A 22,727-nucleotide genomic window follows, 5' to 3' on the forward strand; every position below is an offset into this window, starting at 1 on the left:
CTTTTCCCCGGAAAGGAGCTGCAAGGATAATTGGCTTTACTAAAGTTCTTAGGGAGCGTTGACAGAAATAATCTGCTCAAAGAGCACCTCGAAAAAATGATTGTTCTGTACAGCAATATTAAAATCAAAGGCAAAAACAGTATTGTCACCATCGATGATTTCATAAATCAAATGAAAAGCATGGTCCACGGCCACAATCACAAAAGGTACCACGGCATCTACCGCTGTATTCAAAAAAGTTTTATGCTCTTCAGAGCCATCCTGGGTATCACAGTTTTGGGCCTCGGTTTGTGCCGGATCACCCGCATCAGCCAAGGAAACATATTCAGAACTGGAAATCAATATACAGAACAGGATGACCAAAAAGAGGGTCAGTCTTTCTCTAATCAATTCTCTATGTACTGTGTTCCTTTTCATGGACTGCAAATATAGGAAAGTTTTTTATATTATCCCCCATACGAAGGGCAAATTATTTGCCCTCTAAACACCTTGTATACCAATCGGTTACCCTTATGAACAAGGGGGTTTTTGAAAGGAAAAAACCACCGGTTATTGGATAATGATGATCCGAAAGCCGGATTTCCAGGCTTCTCTTACACAGAACGGTGTGTGATTTCGTGTTTTAAAAATGTCTTGATGACCTCCAACGCCCTGTCAAATCCCCTGTTGTTTGGGATGATAAGGTCGGCATCGTGCTTGAAGGGCTCGATATACTTCTCATAGGTGGGCATCACATGTTTTTCATATCGGTACAGCACATCATCCAAATCATAGCCCCTTTCCACTTTGTCCCGCACGATGCGTCTCTTTAGTTTGATATAATCCTTGGCATCGATAAAAATCTTGAGGTCCAGTAAATGCGACAATTCCGGATGATACAATACAAATATGCCCTCCACAACCACTACCGGTGCAGGATTGAATGCCAAAGTACCCGGTTTTTTGTCGGGGTTGTTAAAGGTATATTCCTGCCGGTATATGGTTTCACCGGACTGGATTTTCCGGATATCTTCTGCATACTGATCGAAATCTATGGAATGGGGGGTATCATAGTTATGGATTCCCCTCTCATCTGTAGGCTGAAGATGCTGCGGTTTGTAATAGTTGTCCTGCGAAATCAGACAAACCTGATCCGGTTCAAAGGCATCCAGCAATTTATCCAGAAAAAGGGTTTTGCCGGACGCACTCCCCCCAGTGATCCCTACAATAAACGGTCTGTTCATGGGAGACAAAATTAAAAATAATATTTCAAATGGGCCGTATGGCCTTTATATGCTTTCATGAAGAAATTCCGCCAGTTTTCTGACAGCCTTTCCGCGGTGGCTTATGGCATTTTTTTCATCCAAATCCAATTCCGCGAAACTCCTATCATAACCGGCCGGCTTAAAAACAGGATCATAACCGAAGCCCCCGTCGCCGGCTCTTTCTTCCAGAATTTCCCCCTCTGCACGGCCTTCGAATGCGTATTCCTTCCCTCCTCTGATCAAAGCGATCACGGTCCGAAATGCGGCTGACCGGTCCTCGGCTCCCTCCATTTTTTTCAAAAGCAAGTCGATATTGCGCTCGTCGCTTCTGGGTTCTCCCGCAAATCTTCCGGAATAAACGCCGGGAGCCCCATCAAGTGCTTCTACTTCCAGCCCGGTATCGTCCGCAAAACAGTCCACCCCATAATGCTCATAGACATGCCTTGCTTTCTGAAAAGCATTCTCTTCCAAGGTTGATCCGGTTTCGGGCAATTCCTCCCGGCAGTCAATTTCATCCAAAGAAACTATTTTAAAGTGCGTTCCCAGGGCTTTTCTTACTTCCTGAAGTTTCTTTTGGTTATTGGTAGCAAAACAGATTTCCATGGATCTTCAAACGTTGATTAATACTTTGTATCCTGAGTTTCTATGTTAATTATCGAAGATTTTAAGCAGTGACAAAACCCGCATAGCGGGTGGAATTATTTTCGCTAAGCCAATGGAATCAGCGCCACAATTTCCTCAAGGTATTTTTTATCCGTGTGGTCAAAGTCATCCAATTTGTCAGAATCGACATCCAGTACCATCAGGACTTCTCCATCGCTTTTCACGGGCACTACGATTTCAGAACGGGAAGCAGCATTACAAGCGATATGTCCGGGAAAATCTTCGACATCGGGTACCAGTTGGGTAATGCCCTCTTTCCAGGCGGTACCACAGACGCCTTTCCCATAAGCAATGCGTGTGCAGGCCACGGGCCCCTGAAAGGGTCCCAACACCAATGCTCCGTCTTTGACCAAATAAAATCCAACCCAAAAAAAACCAAAGGCTTCTTTCAAGGCGGCGGCAACATTGGCCAGATTGGCCACCATATCCTTTTCATCCGCCACCAGCGCTTTGATCTGTGGAAAAAGGGCCTTGTATTGTTCCTCCTTGCCGGCATGCCGGGGAATATATAGCGCAGTACTCATGTCAGCTTCAATTCATTGATGTAAATAAATATCCAATCGGTCCTGCATAACATCCAGCGTTTGTACCGGAGCCACATGCAGCCGGGGGGCGGGTATCCCCTGCCCGAAGGCCACATTGCCGGTAAATACCCTGGCTTCATCCCATAACGCATCGCTTATGAAGTGCTGCAACAGCACCGTTCCTCCTTCTACGATAAGGCTTTGAACTTTTCTCGCATACAAATCATCCAAGATATCGTGTATGGTGAAATCCTCTTCCAATTTGACATAATCCAGATTCTCCATTTTCTCTTCCCTGACTGTATTATAGCAAAGGGTAGGCTGCGATCCATCAAACAGGTGCAGCGAAGTATCTAAGGTCAGCTTCTTATCAATCACTATCCTCAAGGGATTTCTTCCGGCCCAGCCGCGCACATTTAGACGGGGGTCATCGTAGTAAGCGGTGTTGGTCCCTACCATGATGGCCGTCTCTTCAGCCCTCCAGCGGTGTGCCAGCTGCCTGCTATGGGCATTGCTGATCCATTTGCTGCTGTAATCCGCACGGGCAACAAAACCGTCTGTGGTCTGCGCCCATTTCAAAATGATGTAAGGCCGTTTTTTCTCCATGAAGGTAAAGAAACGCCGGTTTTGCCACCTGGCTCCCTTCTCCATGACACCTGTCACCACTTCAACACCTGCATTTTGCAGGATATCGATTCCCTTCCCACCCACAAGCGGGTTGGTGTCCACTGCTCCTATAACCACTTTCTTGATTTTGTGATCTACCAAAAGATGGGCGCAGGGAGGTGTTTTTCCGTAATGGGCACAGGGTTCCAGGGTTACATATAGGGTAGATGCGGACAACAGGCTTTTATCTTTCACCATGCTTATGGCATTGGGTTCCGCATGGGGCTCTCCGTATTTTTGATGGTATCCTTCCCCGATGATTTTTCCGTCATGCACGATGACACAACCCACCATGGGATTGGGACCCACTTCTCCTTTACCCAGTTCGGCAAGTTCCAAAGCCCTTCTCATGTAGGTTTCATGCTGATCTGTCATGGTCCATTGGGTTTGGCATCATTCCGAGTCCTCCTCGTTCATCCGGAGGTTAAAATTGGGCAGTTGTGAAACCGTATCCGGCAAAGTATTCACCATAAAAGCGGTGTCCAAATAAGGAGGCCGCGCGGCGATCTTTACTTGATAAGGTCCCGGTGGAAGCCCGCGTAACAGGAAAAGCCCATTAGGGCCTGTCAGCGTACCAAAGGTATCTTTTTCACTAATGGCAAATATATGCGGCCTGGCCACGTTGGGCAAAACTGTCCCACGGATAGTAGCGGTCTGTGCCACCGTAAATGCCCTCAAGGCCGGCTTGAGGTTAAATCCGCCCTGCCCATCACTAATGATCGAGGAAGCCAGGTTGAAATCAATGTAAATATCAAAAGCAAAACCTACGGGTACATTGAACTCAACATCCATTTCAAGATAATCCTCTATTCCCGCCACAGGATTCAGAGGGATACGCGCCCCGTTTTTCAAAAGGTAATATTCGTCTCCGATCAGCAACCTGATTTTGGAAACGGCCCCCGCATGGATTTCTTTTCTTCCCAGAAGCAACCTGCTTTCTCCCACCTGCTCACTTACATTCACCATTTTATTGGCGGGAGTATAGGGAAAAAATATCCAGTTGGCATTTTCCGCACCCCTGGTACCCTGCGGTAAAATTTCCACCCCCCTTATTTCAATCCATACCTGGTCAAAATCCCCGGGCGCATCTATCAGTAGGATATTGACAAGGGCCCGGTTATCAGACGCGTCACCGCAATAACTCAGAAGGGCCACACAGCCCAGCAATATTGAAGGTATCAGTAATTTTATTCTTGAGATTTTTGTCAACGCTTCCATAAGCATCTAAAACGCATCCCCGCCACCTTGGTTGTTCATAATTATCCCTTTGATTTTCCTGTCAACTCCTTAATGATTTTCTCGTGGTCCGGTTGGATATTCCAATAATTAAACAGCGCAATTCCGGCAGCACCTGATTTGAAAGACACATCAAAGGCCTCTTCCATTTCTGCGGCATCCAGTTCAGGCACAAACAGGCCTGAGTAGATAGGGCTGTTGTTTTTTAAGTCAGCGATTTCTTCTTTCAGGCACTTGCCGATCCAGTTCATGTCTTCATTGTAAAAATTATGGTACAGCATGGGAAAGAAGCCGTCCAGATTCCAGTTTCTCCATTCTTGCCTTACATGCTGCCAGTTTGGGAAAACCGCCGCCGTGGCCTCCTTGCCATGTTTTTTGATTTCCGGAAGGAAAGTATTGTTCACCAGGTCTGTGATGAGATCCTGTCTGAACTGTCTCCACGATTCATTGGCAGATGGGTCTTCCAGGTCCTTGAGTGGGTCAATGCCGGTTTTTTCCTTGAATTTTTTCCTGGTCACCTCGTGGTAGCAATAATCATATTCCGGAAATTCCCTGTCCTGAACCAAATTGTACTTTGGTTGTAGGGCTTCTGCCAGGATCACGTCCGGGAGACGGATATAATCCAAATGCACCCCTGTCAGTCCCTCCATTGAGGCCAGGGACTTCACTGTCCCCCTGACAAATTCCATCGCCTCAGGATGGGAGGGAGAGAGAAATTTATAATAATCCACATAGGCAGGGTGGGTATTGGCAGGCTGCCCCAGACCGTTGACTGCGTACCAATCTGTGTGGTTCTCTACAATTTCAGGTATGCTGCAGGGCATGGTAAACATCCAGGCATGAACTTCCAGACCTATGGCGTTGCCGTGTTCGATCAAAATCTCCAAAACCGGTTCTCCCATGGGCAATCTGTCTGTTTCGAAACGTGCTTCCCTACTATTATAGGCTTCGAATAGCACGGCGTCAAACCCCAGGGATTTGATGTGGTCCAGCGCCTGTTTCCATTCCGACGGCGAAAGCCCCTTTTTGGGCGTCATCCATACCCAGTTTCTTTGATCCTTTCCGGCTGGCTTTCCGGTTGTCACCATCCAGGGAAGGGAGGCAAGGGCCATGGACCCCCAAGCTGCCTTTTTGATAAAACTCCTTTTATTCATGATCGCATTTATTCTTTCCAAATTCTGCTGTCTTCCGTAATGAACCAGCTTTTTTCATCCACCAAAGATGGGGAAGAAATTTTAAAACGGGTGGCACTTACTTCAAAATTTACCTGCTTTAATCCAGTCTCCAACCCTAACTCCTCCAGACTGTGTCCATAAGTTTTCATTTGGGCGTAGCGGTCCCTTTGCGCCCAATAGATTTTTCTCAACTCATCTTTCACCAGTTCATCCGGATGCATTTTGAAGGGTACGGTTTCTTTTCCAACAGGGAGGTCGGAAAATTGGACATAACCCCATCTTTCCGGCAGGTGCATGTCCACAAGCCCCATCGGTGACCATACCCAGTTGTCTTCGGGAAAGGGTTTCCCTGTTGCAGGATTGATCTTTTTCTTATAGCCTTTTTCATCCGGCTCCACCTGCCATTGTACCCGGGAAAAATTGATGCGCCACTGTTCGCCGTCATGAGGAGGTCTGTAACGGGGACCCGACTGGGAGAGGGACTTCCAGGGAATGGCCATCTCCACCGACCAGTATTCGTCTTGATCGGTAGGGTCATTCAGGCTACCTTCCAAATGAATAGCATATTCAAGGCCGTTGATGTTCCATCCGTTGATGGGTTTACCACCATTCCGGTAGGGTTTGGTGAGCATCAGATCCCATATCGTCCCCAGGGCATTCACTTCCAGTTCATAATAATGGTGGGTGTCCCCATCCGGATCCAAAAACAATTCGATGTCATTTTCATGAAAAATCACGGATTCATTTTCTGTGTAGGATGCCCATACGTGTGGCTCCTCTAACCATAAACCGATATACAGGTATTCTTCATCCCACAGCATTTTCATACGGGTCAGGTGCGCCGGTTTGGGCTTTTGATCCCCCTCGATATCCACAAAGGCGGTGGACCAGGAAGCCTGTTCCCATTGCGCCTCATCCAACAGGCCGTCTATATGGGGTTTTTCCGGCGTTCTATAAGCCACATATTGGCTTCTGTCTTCTTTATGCTGGGCCCATCCGGAACAGACAACAGAGGTTAACAAAAAAGTAAATACTATATTTTTTCCCATGCATAACTTATTTATAACAGCAACAAATATAAAGCAGGAAAGATAGAAGACAATTCTCTGTCAACGTAAAAAATCCAACCTTGTATTTACCGTTCAAATAAAGCAATGTATGGGGTAAGGATTTTATTTTGGTAAAGTTGGGCAATCTTGTTATAATGCAAAAAACAATTGTTCGAAATGTTGTCGGTTAATATTAGGTTGTGGGAATAATGTCAAGAATAAACACATCAAGAAAAGTTAGAGAAATACTTAAACTTATTTTTTTGCCTCTTATAGTAATGTCATGCACTGAGACTAAAAATACTGCCTCTGATGGGCACTCAAGCAGGGAATACCCTATTATCAAAGTGGTGGCAAAAGATACCATTCTTTTCAGGGATTATGTGGCGGATATAAAAGCCAATCAGAATGTGGAACTTCGGGCCAGGGTTCAAGGATTTCTTGAAGATGTATTTGTGGATGAAGGAAAGGAAGTCAAAAAAGGACAGGTGCTCTTCAAAACCAATGACCAGGAATACAAGGCAGATCTGGCAAAGGCAAAAGCTAATCTGCAAAGTGCCATGGCGGAGGCAAAGGTCATGGAATTTGAATTGGAACGCCTGAGGGTGATGGTCAACAAAAACGTCATTTCTGAGTCGGAATTGAACCTTACGCTTGCTAAATATGATGCTGTACTGGCAAAAATAGAGGAGGCCAAATCCGCGGAGGCCAACGCAGCCGTGCAGCTCTCTTACACCGAAATCCGGGCACCGTTTGATGGGATCATCGATCGGATACCCCTACGGACGGGAAGTTTGATAGATCAAGGAAGCCTGCTTACAACTGTGTCCGATGTGAGTTCCGTCCATATATACTTCAACGTATCCGAAAGAGAATATCTGGAATATATTAAATCCAAAGGGGAAACGGAGGAAGACAATATGGTGCATTTGATCCTTGCTGACGGATCCCCATACCCTTATGACGGCTTGATTGAGACCATGGAAGGGGAGTTCAACGCCAATACAGGATCCATTGCCTTTAGGGCACGTTTTCCAAACCCTGAAAAGGTCCTGAAACACGGGGCAACCGGAAAAATCATCCTATCCAACAAGATCAGAAATGCCATCATCATCCCCCAAAAGGCGGTATTCGAAATACAGGACCGAAATTTTGTATATGTCGTAGATGAGGACAATCAGGTCCAAATGAGAAGTTTCATACCTAGAGCCAGATTTTCTCATTATTATATTGTAGAGTCAGGTTTAGAAGCAGGTGAGAACCTGGTATTTGAAGGCATTCAAAATATCAAAGACGGTATGACCATTACCCCCAAAATCATCTCTTTGGAAAATACCCCAGGTACCGAGGAAGATGAAACGGCCGCAGAAATGTTAAATACTTCAATACAGCAATAGGCCATGTTTGATATTTTCATAAAAAGACCGGTATTGTCACTGGTTATCTCCTTGTTTATCGTTCTTTTGGGTTTATTGGCTTATTTTACCCTTCCAGTGGAACTGTTTCCGGATATTGCCCCACCGTCTGTGGCAGTAAAGGCCAAATATAGGGGAGCCAATGCGGAGGTTTGTGCCAAAACCGTGGCTACTCCGCTCGAGAAAGTAATCAACGGGGTGCCCGGGATGACTTATATGACATCCGTGTCCAGTAACAGGGGCACCACGGTCATCAAGGTTTTCTTCGAAGCCGGTACGGACCCTGATCTGGCTGCGGTGGAAATCCAGAACAGGATTTCAACGGTCGTTAATGAACTGCCGGAGGAAGTGGTGAAGGCCGGGGTTACTGTGGAAAAAGAAGTGGAAGGCCTATTGATGTACATCAATGTGGCCAGTGATGATCCCACACTAGACGAAGCCTTCATTTATAACTTCACGGATTTGAATGTGCTCCAGGAACTCAGACGGGTAGACGGGGTAGGGTTGGCCGAGATCATGAGTACCAAGGATTATTCCATGAGGATATGGCTGAAACCCGACCGGATGACAGCCTACAGGGTCTCAACGGATGAAGTGGTAGACGCTATCCGCAACCAAAATGTGGAGGCGGCCCCCGGTCAGCTTGGAATCAGTTCCGGTAAGGACGCACAGATGCTGCAGTATGTTTTGCGGTATACCGGTAAATTTTTCGAACCCAAACAGTATGAAAACCTGGTCATTCGGGCCAATTCCGACGGCTCTATCCTGCGCCTCAAAGATGTGGCAGACGTAGAGTTCGGAAGCCTGAATTACGGCAGAATATCAAAGATGGATGGCAAACCCGCAGCATCCATCATGATCATTCAGCGTCCCGGCTCAAATGCCCGGGAGGTGATTGCCAATGTGAAGAAAAGAATAGCTGAAATCAAAGAGGACTCTTTTCCCTCGGGGATGGATTATAAGATAGCGTACGATACTTCAAGGTTTTTGGATGCGTCTGTCAAAGAGGTACTGACCACATTGGTAGAAGCTTTTATCCTGGTATTTATCGTGGTGTTTATTTTCCTTCAGGATTTCCGGTCCACCTTGATCCCCACTTTGGCCGTACCGGTCGCATTGATAGGCACGCTGTTTTTCATGCAGATGCTTGGTTTCTCCATTAACCTGCTTACGCTTTTCGCTTTGGTATTGGCCATCGGTATCGTGGTAGACAATGCCATCGTGGTGGTGGAAGCGGTTCATGCCAAAATGGAACAGCAGGGTCTGAAGCCCATGCAAGCCACATTTGCTGCCATGAAAGAAATCAGTGGCGCCATCATCGCCATTACCATGGTCATGTCCGCGGTATTCGTGCCGGTGGCATTTATGTCCGGTCCTGTAGGGATATTCTACAGACAGTTTTCACTTACGCTGGCCGTCGCGATTGTGATCTCCGGGATCAACGCCGTGACGCTTACGCCGGCCCTATGTGCCATCATGTTGAAAAACCATTATGGAGAGGAGAAAAAAACAGGACTTTTACAAAGGTTTTTCAATGGTTTCAATAATTTCTATGGCTTTTTCGAAAACAAATATTATAAGTATGTGACTTATTTGGCACCGAGAAAAGGGGTCACTACATTGGTCCTGCTGTTCTTCTTCGTGGCCACCTGGGGCATCAGCAAAGTGCTCCCCACGGGTTTTATTCCTACCGAAGACCAGAGTATGATTTATGTGAATGTAACTACACCTGTGGGGGCCACTGTAGAACGAACGGAGCGGGTGCTGGATGAATTGCAGCGAAAAATTGAAGGGGTGGAGGCTGTGGAATCCGTTTCCAGTCTTGCAGGTTACTCATTGGGAAATGGTTTGTCGGGAGCTTCATACGGAATGGCCATGGTAAACTTGAAATCTTGGGATGAAAGGGAGGAAACCATCCAGGAAACCATGTCCAGGTTAAGACAGCTATCCAATGATATCTCCGATGCCAAAATCGATTTCTTTCTTCCGCCCACCGTCTCAGGGTTTGGGAATTCCAGTGGCTTTCAGATGAAAGTGCTGGACCAGACAGGAACGGGTAATCCGGACAGACTGAGCGTAGTCACCAACGAACTCGTGCAAGCGCTGGAAGCCACTCCTGAAATAGGTTATGCCTTTACGGACTATGATCCCAATTTCCCCCAATTCATGGTCCACATCGATCAGGACATGGCCGCCAAGAAAGGGGTAACCATTTCAAAGGCTTTGAGCACCATGCAGGTATTGCTGGGAGGCATGTTTGTATCGGATTTTGTCCGTTTCGAGCAGATGTACGACGTGATGCTGCAGGCCGGGCCACAATACCGGTCCCGGCCGGAAGATGTGATGAGCCTCCATGTTAAAAACAATGTGGGTGAAATGGTGCCCATATCCACTTTCCTCACCATGGAGAAAACGTATGGACCGGAACAGCTCACCCGCCATAACATGTACAATTCCGCCACACTAAAAGGTACCCCGGCTCCGGGCTACAGCAGTGGGGATGTGATCGCCGCCATCGAACGGGTGGCCAAAGAAAGCCTCCCTCAGGGATATAATTATGATTGGTATGGGATGTCCAGGGAAGAAGTGACGTCCGGTAACCAGGCAATTTACATTTTCCTTATCTGCCTGCTTTTCGTATACCTGCTATTAGCAGCACAGTATGAAAGTTTCCTTCTGCCTCTTCCCGTTATCCTTTCCCTCCCCACGGGTGTCTTTGGGGCTTTCTTCGTGCTGTACCTTGTAGGACTTCAAAACAACATATACGCCCAGGTGGCCCTGATCATGCTCATCGGTCTCCTGGGAAAAAATGCCATTCTGATCGTGGAGTTTGCCATCCAAAAAAGGGAAGCAGGTCACTCCGTCCTACAGGCGGCCGTAGAAGGCGCCGTAACCAGGTTAAGGCCCATATTGATGACTTCTTTCGCGTTTATCGCGGGGTTATTGCCATTGACAGTAGCCACCGGTGCAGGGGCTCTCGGCAACCGGTCTATCGGTACAGCCGCAGCAGGGGGTATGTTGATCGGTACCCTTTTCGGACTGATCATCATTCCGGGATTGTATGTGATTTTCGCCCAATGGACCTCCACCAGAACATCCACTGCTGAAGACAAATTACAGCTAGAAGAAGAGGAAGTAGAAGTTACACTTTCCAATAATTGAAAAAGGATTGCACATGTTGATTGAGAAGCACAGTTTAATGCGTTTTGGCTTTATTGGAATAATAGCGTTGATGTTTTCCTGCAAGGCGATAGAGCCTCCCACCATGCCTAAAATGGAGGAGGTCCCTGAAGCCTTTTTGGAAGTGCAGGATTCTGCCAGTATCGGTGACATTTCCTGGCAGGAATTCTTCAACGATCCTAACCTAGTCTATCTGATAGAAGAAGGACTCGAAAACAATCTGGATCTGCTCACGGCGCTGGAAAGGATAGAAATCGCCCAGGCAGATTTCCGGGTGAGGAGGGGCATGCTTTACCCCACTATGGACGGAATCATCCGCTACAGGTCCGGAGATGTCCGGCCCAACCTGCTTAATGGAACCGTCAACGGTGACCGGAACGTGGTCAACCGTCTTGAAAACAATTTTATAGGTTTCCAAAGTAATTGGGAAATAGATATCTGGGGCAAACTGAAGAACCGACGGGAGGCCGCTTTCCATCAATTTCTGGCCACCCAAATGGGCAAACATCTGGTGGTTACCTCTATGGTGGCAGAAATCGCCCGGCTGTATTACGAGTTGCTCGGCATGGATATAGAACTTGAGACCATCGAAAGAAATATCGAGTACCAGGAAATGGCCCTTGAGCTGATCAAAATCCAAAAAATGGCAGGAAGAGCCACGGAACTGGCTGTCCAGCAGTTTGCGGCCCAACTCCTTTCCACTAAAAGCCTCCTATATGAAAAGAGGCAAGAGATCATTGAAACCGAAAACGGACTGAACTTCCTTTTAGGCCGGTTTCCCCAGCCCATAGAAAGAGCTGGTTCTTTGATGGAAATCAAACTTCCCAATGCCATGGAAGTAGGTGTGCCGGCGGGCATGCTGTTGAGAAGGCCCGACATCCAGCAGGCCGAACTGGAGCTGAAAGCGGCCAACTATAACATAGAAGCCGCCAGGGCTGAATTTCTACCCTCCCTTAATTTCACCCCATACATTGGGCTCAATGACCGGAGCCTGCCCGCCGCGATGAAAATGCCGGGCGGGATGACCATTGGCTTGTTAGGGGGAATAACTGCTCCCATCTTTGCCCGGAACCAGATCCGGGCGGGGTATGATCAGGCCATCTCCGCCAACAAAATCGCCCTCTATAATTATCAGCAAGCCATCCTGGAAGGTTACCAGGAGGTATCCAACAAAATGCAAAGGGTGGAAAACCTGAGACAGGTTTACAGCCTCAGAGACGAGGAAACCGCCGTGCTCCTCAACGCAGTGACCACGGCCAATGAACTGTTCAGAGGCGGATATGCCAGTTACCTGGAAGTGATAACCGCCCAGTCCCGGGTATTGGAGGCCGAACTCAACAAGACCAATACCCGAAAGCAGATGTTTCTCACCGTTGTGGATCTGTACCGCTCTTTGGGGGGTGGCTGGCAGTAAATTTTGGCAACGGCTAAAACATGCGCCAAGATGCAAAGTGCCTGAAAAAAATCAGGCCCGCAACCACAACCAATAACCCTGGGTGCTGTTGCAATTCGTGGTAATCCGTGTCATCCGTGGACAACAAAGCACTGACCAGGGAACCGAGTAGCAGAAAAAACCGCCATCCGTCCAGCTGGAAGGCATTTTTACTCACCAAGAAGGTATCCGTGGAAACGCCCGGAAACATGTGCCCCGGGGAGAATTTAAAACAACATCCCCGAATTGGCGGCTCTTACAGACTTTCCTGAACAGCAAAATCCCCTCCCATCCGGTCTGCCACGACAGACAAGTTGCCCCAACTCTCGCAACTAAAATTATATTGTAGTATTTTTGAGCATCATGATGAACTGGGAAAAACTTTTGTTGCCGACAAGCGAATCAGGCACCGGAACTGAACTGTATAGAAGCCAATTTGAACGGGATTTTGACAGGATTGTCTTCTCGGCACCCTTCAGGAACCTGCAGGATAAAACCCAGGTGTTCCCCTTGCCGGAAAGCGACTTTGTACATACACGGCTTACCCACAGTCTGGAAGTGTCCAGTGTTGGCCGGTCATTGGGCAAATCAGCCGGCCAATTTTTAATAGAAAAATACTCCAATCTTAAGCAAAAAGGAGTCAACTCCTCTGATATCGGCGCCATTGTCGCGGCCGCCGCCTTGGCCCATGATATCGGCAATCCCCCTTTTGGGCACGCGGGCGAAGAAGCCATTTCGGATTTTTTCAGGTTCCATGCGTATGGGAAGATTTGGCAAGACCATCTGGAGGAAGCCTCATGGGCTGACCTGGTGGCCTTTGAAGGCAATGCCCAGGGGTTCCGGATGCTATTGGCCAAAGAAAACGGCCTCAATATCTCCCCTGCTGCCCTGGCGGCTTTCACCAAATACCCAAGACCGTCTTTGTTGAAAGATAAAGTGTCGGGCAGGCGAAGCCAAAAAAAATACGGCTTCTTTTCCAATGACCTCACGGCATTCCAGGCGCTTGCGGAAAGTCTGGGGGTTCACAGCTGTACCCAAAACAGCTGGCTGAGACACCCCCTTGCTTTTTTGGTGGAGGCAGCGGATGATATCTGTTACAGCATCATCGACTTGGAGGACGGCTGCACCTTAGGTCTGGTTCCACTGGATGAGGTCATAGCCCTTCTGGCGGAAATCATCGGGGACAGGTTTTCGCCGCAAAAATTAAAAGCATACCCCAGCCCCAGACAAAAGCTGGCCATCATGCGGGCCATGGCCATCAACCAACTGGTATCCGAAACAGTCGCCGTCTTCGAAAGGGAAGAAGAAAACATGCTCATGGGATATTTCGACAGTGCTTTGACGGAGATGATCCCTTCTGCCCCTATTTTGGAAAAGATAAGCAAGCTTTCAGTGCAAAAGATCTACCGTTCCAAACAGGTTTTGGAAAAAGAGGCCGCGGGATTTCAGGTGATTGAGGGCCTTTTGGCGTGCTTTTCTCAAGCGGTTTACCATTTCCATTTCCAAAAAGATCGGTTGTCTGGGCAGGATAAAAGCATCCTACGTCTTCTCCCCGAGGATTTTGCCCCCGAAAAATTCAGCAAACCCTACCCGTTATTGAGAGCTCTGTTGGATTTTATTTCGGGCATGACCGACAAATACGCCCTTTCCCTGTACCGGCGGGTAAAAGGGATCAGTCTCCCCGGGGGGTGATTTCCTGCCGATACCCATCCCGATTTATGTGTTGGATTCCGTACAGGCTATCATGTCGCTGTTAGCTTGGAAAAGACTGCTTTTATCTGGTTTTCAGTTCCTAACCTATCCATTATTTTTTCAAGTTTGGTTTTTGTTGTGGTTAGTTGTTAACTTTCAGACGGCATGGCTTTTAATATTTTTGTACAAAAACAGTGACCAATAGCGAAAAACTGGACGAATTGAAGGCAAAGAAAGACGCTTTCTCCAAGGTCTATGATCAGTATTTCGAATCATTGGTTTCTTACCTAAGGAAATTTTCTGTTGATGAGGAACTGGTTTTTCACGCCATACAGGAATTGTTCTTGGAGCTTTGGAAGTCCAGAAACAATCTGGATGCCATCCAATCCCTGAAGGCTTACCTGTTCGTATCGGCCAGGCGCAAACTCATAAGTTTACAAAAATCGGAAAGAAAACGCCTCACACAAACCCACATTTTTAATACAGAGCAACTGAACTTTCAATACACCCACGAGGATTTTTTGATCCACTCAGAACATAATCAAATCAAATGCAAAAAACTGGCGAAAGCGATCAACGCATTACCCGACAGACAAAAAGAAGCGGTTTATCTCAGATATTATGAGGATTTGTCACCTCAGGAAATCAGTGCCATACAAGGAATCGCATACCAGTCGGTATTGAACAATCTCCAGAGGGCATATAAGGAATTGAGAGATAACCCGCTGATTTTAAGTTTATTGAAATAAGGTTCGACAAAGAAGCTGATAGCTGATTTTAATTTTTCTGAGATTTTTTCTGATTCTGTGAGTATCTGTTGAGCAAAATTCCCTCTACAATAATAAACAGCAAACCGAATGAACATTTGCCTTCCATTTGAAGGCTGATCCATATCTGAATATGAAAAAGAAAAAAAACATTTTCCATGACTTCCCGGATGATAAAGGACTTTTTAAAAAGGTGGGCTTTCGTCATGTTCCCATTTCCGAAACCTTAAAAGCCCGGGAGAAGGAAAGGTTGTTCTCTGAGATAAATATTAGGGAGGGGGACAGGCAAACCGAAAAAGACCAAAGGTGGATGATTGCAAAAGTATGGCGAGTGGCGGCTGTATTGGCGGTAGGGATGTTGCTGGGTTTTTTGGCTTTTTCATATGAAAGCAGCTTTGATACCACCTATGGCCAGATAGGGAAAGAGATTTTACCGGATGGAAGTAAAGTGACGCTCAATAGCAATTCAACCCTATCCTATTCCCCATTGAAATGGTATGTTTTGAAGTCGCGTGAGGTGAGCCTGGAAGGCGAAGCATTCTTTGAGGTGAAGAAGTACCGGGTAAATGGGCAACCGGTAAAATTCCAGGTAAAGGCAGGGGAGCTGACCGTCCAGGTACTAGGGACAGCATTCAATGTAAGCAACTTAAGGGAGATGGAATCAGTGACGCTACAGGAAGGCAAGGTTGCCGTCAAGATCCCTAGTAAAGAAGAATCGGTAACCATGAATCCTGGCGAACGCGTAGAATACCATCCTGCCAGTGGACAGTTCAGCCTTCAGATCGTGGATCCCGAAAGCTACATATCCTGGAAAGACCGGTATATCCTTTTGGACAATATGACGCTGGGTGAACTGGCCCAAATCATAGAGAGGACCTATGGAAAAAAGGTAGTGTTCGCGGATGAAGCCGACAAGGAGATCGCATTGGAAGGTAAAGTGCCATCAGATGAACTGACCGTATTGATCAGAGCGCTGCACCTAGTAACGGGTCTTGATATCCGGGTCAGTGGCAACCAAGTGATCATCAGGAAACAAAAAGATAACAGTCAAATATAAACCCAAAAAACAACGTATGAAAAAATTATTTACCACATCCATTTTACTGTGCTTGCTTATACCGGGACACTTTGGGATGGCCAAAAGCCAATCCTTAATATCCCTGAACAAGCCGCAAGTCGTTTCACAGCCGGAATATAGAATAGCCGGTCGGGTGACCTTCAGAAAAGCCATTGCTCAGCTAAGTGAACAATACGGTTTGTCATTCTTATACCGGAAAGATCTACTGGACGGTCAAATGATTACCTTTCCCGTCTACAAAGACGACCATTGGGAAGTATTGAAGGAGTTGTTGGAGCCTCTTGGGGCGGATTTCGAGGAGTTGCGGAAAAACTATATCGTGATTTACACCAAAGAGGAAAAACAATTGACACCGTTCCACAAAGTTTCAAACCAGACATTGATTCGTCAGGAGACCGTAGAACGGGTGGTGACCGGTAAAATTACGGAATCCAGCGGGCAATCCCTGCCGGGGGCCACCATAGTGCTAAAAGGCACCAGCATCGGGACATCCTCCGACCTAGACGGAAGCTATAGCATCTCTATCCCCGAATCAGTAGCAGATCCTGTCCTGGTCTTTTCATTTATAGGATTTGACACCAGAGAAATATCTGTAGGCAACCAAACGGTGATCAATGTGATGTTGGTGGACAATTTGGAGGCACTGAATGAAGTGGTGGTTATTGGATACGGGGCGGTGAAGAAGAGTGATCTTACCGGCTCTGTGGCCTCCGTAAAAGTTGCCGAGATACAAGAGACCCCTATTACTTCGATTGATCAGGGCTTGGTGGGAAGGGCCGCCGGGGTACAGGTAACCCAAACCTCCGGCATGCCTGGAGCTGTTGCTTCTATCAGGATCAGGGGCTCCAGTTCACTTCAGGGAGGCAACGAACCACTATACGTAATCGACGGCTTTCCCGTATATAGCGGGGAGGGATATGGACAGACCGGCGGAAACGCCAGGGTCAGTGGGCTGTCCGCTATCAATCCGGCCGATATTGAATCCATTGAGATACTCAAAGATGCATCTGCCACAGCCATCTATGGAGCCAGGGCTGCCAACGGCGTGGTACTTATTACGACCAAAAGCGGAAAAGAAGGCAGAGATCAAATCTCCTTTGATGCCTATTATGGGGTGCAGCAGACAGTGAGGAATATTGATGTTATGAATGCCTATGATTATGCTTTGCTGGTGAATGAAGCCTATCAGAACGATGGCCTACAACCTGTATACGACGCAGCCAAGATAGCGGAACTCCAAGCCAATCCAACTGGAACCGATTGGCAACGGGAAATATTCCAAAGCGCCCCTATTCAAAACTACCAGCTTACTTTCTCCGGCGGCGATAATAAAACGAATTATTCCATTTCCGGAAACTACTTTAATCAGGAAGGAGTGATCATCAACTCCGGTTTCAAGAGATATTCGGGCAGGGTAAACCTCAACAGGAATATCAAGGAAAATCTCAGAGCGGGAGTGAATCTGAACAGCAGTCACACCTATTCCAACGCCGTGCCTACTGATGCAGGAGGGCAAAATGGCGTGGTGACAGGAGCCATGAAATTCAATCCTGTTTTGCCCATATACTCCGATGAATCGTTGGGACGCTACACCCAGGTCAACAGTCCGGGTATTATTTATCCGAATCCTGTGGCCACTGCCAGAGAACAGGTGAGGGAGTCCACCATGTTGAGGATATTGGGCAATATGTATGCCCAGTGGGAGTTTATCCCTAACCTTACCGCCAAGGTGTCAGTAGGTACAGATATGGTCAATACTAAAATGGACATGTACATTCCCTCCAAGGTATTTGAGTCTGCGGGAGTGGCAAGGGCAGGTATCACAGGAGCGTTTACCACCAACTGGTTGAATGAAAACACACTTACCTGGAACAAGAGAATAGATGACAGGCAGTCAATCACTGTTTTAGGGGGAATCACTTTTCAGCGGAACCGTTTTGAAAATGTCTCCGCTGCCGCCCAGGGTTTTGTCAATGATATTCTGGAAGAGAATTCCTTGGGTTCCGGAGCCGTGTACAATCAACCCGGTTCTTCCAATATGGAATGGAGTCTCGTGTCATACCTGGGAAGAATCAATTATAACCTGAATGAAAAGTACCTCATTTCCATCAATGGGCGAATCGACGGCTCATCCCGCTTTGGGGCCAATAACAAGTACGCCTTTTTTCCTTCCGGCGCTTTTGCGTGGCGGCTGATAGAGGAGGATTTTTTAAAAAATTCTTCCCTGCTTTCCAATCTCAAGCTCCGCGTGTCCTATGGGCTGACAGGTAATCAGGAAATCGGACTGTACAACTCCCTGCCGACCCTAGGCAACAACACATACACTTTCGGCCGAAGTCTGGTAACCGGCTTTTTCCCCAATAAGATCCCCAATCCGGATTTAAAATGGGAAAGAACGGGTCAGTTTGACCTTGGACTGGACATAGGATTTATGGACGAGCGACTGAGGATTACAGCAGACTATTACAACAAGAAGACCACTGATTTGATTTATGACGTGGCCATTCCCAATGCCTCCGGATTTTCTTCATCCCTTCAAAATATAGGAAGTGTCCAAAACAGGGGAGTGGAACTGTCCCTAGAAGGAGATCTCGTAGCAAGAGCGGATTTCCGGTGGACTTCATCATTCAATATATCCTTTAACCGCAACAAAATACTGGAACTGGGCGGAGAACCCTATAAGGACATTGGGGACGGAGATGGTCACCTCAAAACCGGATCTGTACATCGCCTGATAGTAGGACAGCCCATTGGCCTGTTCTATGGATTTGTGTCGGACGGTATCATTCGCAGCGCTGAAGAACTGGCTTCAGCACCAGCCGGTCCTACCAATTGGCTAGGGGGCAGAAGGTACAAAGACCTAGGCGGGCCCAATGGCGAACCGGACGGGATTGTCAATGCCAACTATGACCGTACTGTTATTGGAGATCCAAACCCTGATTTCTTTGGAGGATTTAGTAATACCTTCAGCTACAAAGGCTTGGAACTGAATGCTTTTTTTCAATACTCATATGGAGGGGACTTGTTTAATTATAACGCCATGGAACTATTGTTGCCGACAGGTGGACAAAATGTTTACACTGAATTGAAAGACAGATGGACCCCCGGGAATCCAAACGCAACTCATCCCGTAGCCACGACCAACAGATCGGCGGTATTCAGTGATGTGTTTATTGAGGATGGTTCATTTCTCAAGCTAAAAACCCTGTCTTTGGGATATACCTTCCCCAATTTGCAGTCCAAAACCCTGTCTAACCTCAAGATTTACGCTACGGGGCAAAATGTGCTGACCTTTACCAACTATACCGGATATGACCCGGAAGTGAGTTACAGAGGTGCCAGCAACCTGCAGTTAGGCGAGGATTTTGGCGGATATCCCCAGTCCAGAACCGTGATGTTTGGCGTCAAAGCTAATTTCTAAACAAGACACAAAAAGGATCATGAAAAATATATCAAAACTATTATTGGCAGCTGTATTGTTTAACAGCACCGCATGTATGGATAATTTCTTGCAGGAGTCTCCCAAGGACCGGTTTGTAGAATCCAATTTTTACGGGAGCCAGGAAGATGCAGAGGCGGCCGTTGCGGCTGTCTACCAGCAGTTGTATAGCATTTACGACAGGCTGATGTTTTTGTTGAATGAATTGCCCGCTGATGATGAGAAAAATGGCCTGGGTATGCCCAATCAATTTCTTCAAAACCTCGAATACCTGAGGCATACTTCCGAAAACCAATTTGTCTCAAATATGTGGACCAGCAACTACTCGGGGATATCCCGGGCCAATTTTGCGATTGCGAATATCCCCGATATAGAAATGGGTGAAACGGCAAAAAACAGGATGCTGGGTGAGGTCAAGTTTCTCCGGGCACTTTATTACTTTAACCTGGTCAGGTTCTTTGGAGATGTTCCCCTGATCCTAAAGCTGGAATCGATTCAGGATGCTTATACCTCCAGAACATCCAAAGACCTGGTTTACCAGCAGATCATTGCGGACCTTGAGGACGCAGAGAACGGCCTGCCCGTTTCCTATCCTTCCTCTGAATTGGGTAGGGCCACAAGGGGCGCCGCCAAGATATTGCTCGGAAAAGTGTACCTGACCCAACATGAGTATGGAAAAGCGGCAGATAAACTCAGGGAAGTAATTGAAAATGAAGGAGAATACGGCTATGGATTGCATGATAGCTACCGGGCCAATTGGGAAGACGCCACAGAATGGGGACCGGAATCTGTCTTTTCCATTGAATATATGGCTCCCCCGGGAAGAGGGAATTCAGCCATGGTACTTCAGGGACCAAAATATTCGTTGCCAGGAGGTTTTGAAGTCCTGGGTTTGGTGAACTCCAACGAGGCAGATATTCCCACTCGGGATCTATATGACCGATTTGAAGATGATGACCAGAGAAAGGCAGGCACTTTCAGAAAGGATTTTGTCAGTCTGATTGATGGCTCCGTTCACACTTCATCCATACCCATTTTTGTGAAATACTGGGAGGAAAACCAGCCCAATTCAAACTTTAGCGGTGCCAATATTCATGTAATCCGCTACGCTGATGCCCTTTTGATGTATGCTGAAGCGCTTAATGAAATAGGTGAGACGGGCCAGGCACATCCTTATCTAAACAGGATTAGGGAAAGGGCTCACAGATCGGCCGATAAGAATCTCAGCGGTTTATCACCTGATGAATTCAGGGAAGTTGTGTGGGAAGAACGAAGGAAAGAACTCGCGCAGGAAGGTCACAGGTGGTTTGACCTGGTAAGGACAGGTAGATTTGTGGAGCGCATGAAGGAGCATGCAGCCTATGAGGCCAGTGTGGCAGAGTCCAATAAGGTTGAGATCGCACAAAACATTAGAGAGCACATGATACTGATGCCCATCCCACAGCGCGAACTTGATCTCAACCCTGAGCTGACCCAGAATCCCGGCTATTGATTCGTTGCAAAAAGATCACATGCAAAAACGGGCATTCCCATAGTTACCGGGATGCCCATAGTTACCGGGATGCCCATATTATTTAATTCTTCCGATTTCGGATGCTAATAGATATTATGAAATCGAGCATGACGAGATCGTCACAAACTGGGATGATTATCTATCATGCGAGATTCCATATGGCCTATTGAGAAAAAATTATAATCATATGAAAAAGTTACTCATTTCAGCAAGTTTTCTGTTGTACACTACTTCCGTTTGGTGCCAAAGTGTTGAGAAAAACCTGCCCAATATTGTCCTGATATTTGCTGATGATATGGGATATGGGGACTTGGTCAGCTATGGTGCGGTGGATTTGGAGACGCCCAATCTGGATAAACTGGCTGCTCAGGGGATGCGCTTTACCAACTTCGAAGTGGCGCAGGCGGTATGTTCGGCTTCCCGCGCAGGGATATTGACAGGAACCTATCCCAATAGGATAGGCCTGAGCGGAGCGTTGAACCCCCATGCGACCATTGGGTTAAATCCGGAGGAAGAGACTCTTGCTGAATTGGTAAAGAAAGCGGGGGATTACCGGACGGCCATTTTTGGCAAATGGCATTTGGGGCATTTGCCTCCCTTTCTGCCCACCAGACAGGGTTTTGATGAATTTCTCGGGCTGCCCTATTCCAATGACATGTGGAAGTGGACCTACGATATGCAGCTCGCCACTCCTGAAACCCACGCCGCCAAGGCCAGCTATCCTGAACTGCCCATCTTGGCGGCTGATACGGTCTATCGTCTGATATCGGATATGGAGGGCCAAAATAATCTCACTACACTATATACAGAACAGGCGGTTCGTTTCATCGCTGAAAACAAGGACAATCCGTTTTTTCTGTATGTGCCTCACTCCATGCCCCACGTGCCGCTTGGAGTATCTGATAAATTCCGGGGCAAAAGCGAACAGGGGCTATACGGAGATGTGATCATGGAAATCGATTGGTCCGTGGGGGAGATCATGAGTTCCCTGGATAGGCATGGTTTAAGTGACAATACCCTGGTCATATTTACTTCAGACAATGGCCCCTGGCTTAACTTTGGGAACCACGCGGGATCAGCCGGCGGCCTTCGTGAGGGAAAAGCCACCACTTATGAGGGGGGACAAAGGGTTCCGTGTATCATGAGGTGGCCCGGTACCATTCCCCCCGGAACGGTCACCAACAAGCTTTCGTCTACCATTGATTTATTGCCTACATTTGCAGAGATACTGGACGTGCCTCTTCCTAAAAGAAGAATAGATGGAGTCAGTATCCTCTCGGTATTAAAAAATCAACCCGGTCCCGGACCAAGAAAGGAATTTTACTATTATTTTCAGAAAAATTCCCTGGAAGCCGTTCGGATGGATAATTGGAAACTTGTACTGCCTCACCCCTCCAGATCATATGAAGATCTGGTTCCAGGTATGGACGGAAATTTTGGCCCCACTCGTCAGGTTCAGACCGGGATGGCCCTGTATGATCTGAGAAGAGATCCTGGGGAACGCTATGACGTGAAGGATACCTATCCCGATATTGTGACACGCCTATTGGAACTGGCGGATAGCGCCAGGGAAGATTTGGGCGACGATATTACCGGTGTGGAAGGCAAGAACAGACGCCCTCCGGGTCAGATTAATTAAGTGAAAATTAATTTT

At 47.2% G+C, this 22,727-nt stretch carries 18 protein-coding genes; 9 read left to right on the forward strand and 9 right to left on the reverse strand.

What is annotated here, in order from left to right; genetic code table 11:
- Nucleotides 1-48 precede the first annotated feature (48 nt).
- From ACFPFU_RS01785 to ACFPFU_RS01820, 8 genes are all read right to left on the reverse strand, one after another.
- Nucleotides 49-417 carry a hypothetical protein gene (locus ACFPFU_RS01785; RefSeq protein ID WP_377060899.1) on the reverse strand — a complete coding sequence of 123 codons (369 nt, stop codon included), beginning with the start codon at nt 415-417 and terminating at the stop codon, nt 49-51.
- Between the two features lie 176 nt (nt 418-593).
- The gene (gene udk / locus ACFPFU_RS01790) at nt 594-1,223 is read right to left on the reverse strand and encodes a uridine kinase (protein WP_377060901.1); all 630 of its coding nucleotides are present in this window, start codon (nt 1,221-1,223) and stop codon (nt 594-596) included.
- Nucleotides 1,224-1,268: 45 nt separating this feature from the next.
- On the reverse strand, nt 1,269-1,847 hold the full coding sequence (locus ACFPFU_RS01795; RefSeq protein WP_377060903.1) for a non-canonical purine NTP diphosphatase: 579 nt from the start codon (nt 1,845-1,847) through the stop codon (nt 1,269-1,271).
- 104 nt (nt 1,848-1,951) lie between these two features.
- Nucleotides 1,952-2,431 (reverse strand): GAF domain-containing protein, encoded by a 480-nt coding sequence (locus ACFPFU_RS01800; protein WP_377060905.1) that lies wholly within the window; start codon nt 2,429-2,431, stop codon nt 1,952-1,954.
- Between the two features lie 12 nt (nt 2,432-2,443).
- Entirely contained in the window at nt 2,444-3,472 is a 1,029-nt protein-coding gene (gene ribD, locus ACFPFU_RS01805; RefSeq protein ID WP_377060907.1) for a bifunctional diaminohydroxyphosphoribosylaminopyrimidine deaminase/5-amino-6-(5-phosphoribosylamino)uracil reductase RibD, read from the reverse strand.
- Between the two features lie 18 nt (nt 3,473-3,490).
- A complete protein-coding gene (locus ACFPFU_RS01810; protein ID WP_377060909.1) occupies nt 3,491-4,315 on the reverse strand; it encodes a DUF4382 domain-containing protein in 825 nt (274 codons plus the stop codon).
- 41 nt (nt 4,316-4,356) lie between these two features.
- Nucleotides 4,357-5,487, reverse strand: a complete 1,131-nt coding sequence (locus ACFPFU_RS01815) for a glycoside hydrolase family protein (RefSeq protein ID WP_377060911.1) — start codon at nt 5,485-5,487, stop codon at nt 4,357-4,359.
- A gap of 8 nt (nt 5,488-5,495) precedes the next feature.
- The gene (locus tag ACFPFU_RS01820; RefSeq protein WP_377060913.1) at nt 5,496-6,557 is read right to left on the reverse strand and encodes a carbohydrate-binding family 9-like protein; all 1,062 of its coding nucleotides are present in this window, start codon (nt 6,555-6,557) and stop codon (nt 5,496-5,498) included.
- A 209-nt stretch (nt 6,558-6,766) separates the two neighbouring features.
- Between ACFPFU_RS01820 and ACFPFU_RS01825 the strand changes: the two genes are divergently transcribed.
- The 3 genes from ACFPFU_RS01825 to ACFPFU_RS01835 are packed head-to-tail and all read left to right on the forward strand — an operon-like array spanning nt 6,767 to nt 12,566.
- On the forward strand, nt 6,767-7,954 hold the full coding sequence (locus tag ACFPFU_RS01825) for an efflux RND transporter periplasmic adaptor subunit (protein ID WP_377060915.1): 1,188 nt from the start codon (nt 6,767-6,769) through the stop codon (nt 7,952-7,954).
- Nucleotides 7,955-7,957: 3 nt separating this feature from the next.
- On the forward strand, nt 7,958-11,134 hold the full coding sequence (locus tag ACFPFU_RS01830; RefSeq protein ID WP_377060917.1) for an efflux RND transporter permease subunit: 3,177 nt from the start codon (nt 7,958-7,960) through the stop codon (nt 11,132-11,134).
- A 13-nt stretch (nt 11,135-11,147) separates the two neighbouring features.
- The gene (locus tag ACFPFU_RS01835) at nt 11,148-12,566 is read left to right on the forward strand and encodes a TolC family protein (protein WP_377060919.1); all 1,419 of its coding nucleotides are present in this window, start codon (nt 11,148-11,150) and stop codon (nt 12,564-12,566) included.
- Nucleotides 12,567-12,579: 13 nt separating this feature from the next.
- Here ACFPFU_RS01835 and ACFPFU_RS01840 read toward each other — a convergent pair whose 3' ends face one another.
- On the reverse strand, nt 12,580-12,795 hold the full coding sequence (locus tag ACFPFU_RS01840) for a hypothetical protein (protein WP_377060921.1): 216 nt from the start codon (nt 12,793-12,795) through the stop codon (nt 12,580-12,582).
- A gap of 152 nt (nt 12,796-12,947) precedes the next feature.
- Here ACFPFU_RS01840 and dgt point away from each other — a divergent pair, with 152 nt between their 5' ends.
- The 6 genes from dgt (at nt 12,948) to ACFPFU_RS01870 (ending at nt 22,712) form a co-directional block, all read left to right on the forward strand.
- Nucleotides 12,948-14,276, forward strand: a complete 1,329-nt coding sequence (dgt, locus tag ACFPFU_RS01845; protein WP_377060923.1) for a dGTP triphosphohydrolase — start codon at nt 12,948-12,950, stop codon at nt 14,274-14,276.
- A 194-nt stretch (nt 14,277-14,470) separates the two neighbouring features.
- A complete protein-coding gene (locus tag ACFPFU_RS01850; RefSeq protein ID WP_377060925.1) occupies nt 14,471-15,025 on the forward strand; it encodes an RNA polymerase sigma factor in 555 nt (184 codons plus the stop codon).
- Nucleotides 15,026-15,176: 151 nt separating this feature from the next.
- The gene (locus ACFPFU_RS01855; RefSeq protein WP_377060926.1) at nt 15,177-16,100 is read left to right on the forward strand and encodes a FecR family protein; all 924 of its coding nucleotides are present in this window, start codon (nt 15,177-15,179) and stop codon (nt 16,098-16,100) included.
- Between the two features lie 16 nt (nt 16,101-16,116).
- Nucleotides 16,117-19,542: a SusC/RagA family TonB-linked outer membrane protein gene (locus ACFPFU_RS01860; RefSeq protein WP_377060928.1), complete on the forward strand. Its 3,426-nt coding sequence runs from the start codon at nt 16,117-16,119 to the stop codon at nt 19,540-19,542.
- Nucleotides 19,543-19,561: 19 nt separating this feature from the next.
- Nucleotides 19,562-21,052 (forward strand): RagB/SusD family nutrient uptake outer membrane protein, encoded by a 1,491-nt coding sequence (locus tag ACFPFU_RS01865; RefSeq protein ID WP_377060930.1) that lies wholly within the window; start codon nt 19,562-19,564, stop codon nt 21,050-21,052.
- Between the two features lie 208 nt (nt 21,053-21,260).
- Complete coding sequence (locus tag ACFPFU_RS01870; protein WP_377060931.1) at nt 21,261-22,712, forward strand: sulfatase family protein; 1,452 nt, start codon at nt 21,261-21,263, stop codon at nt 22,710-22,712.
- Nucleotides 22,713-22,727 lie beyond the last annotated feature (15 nt).

Origin of the sequence: Negadavirga shengliensis, from assembly GCF_042652345.1 — a bacterium.
GTDB lineage: Bacteria > Bacteroidota > Bacteroidia > Cytophagales > Cyclobacteriaceae > Negadavirga > Negadavirga shengliensis.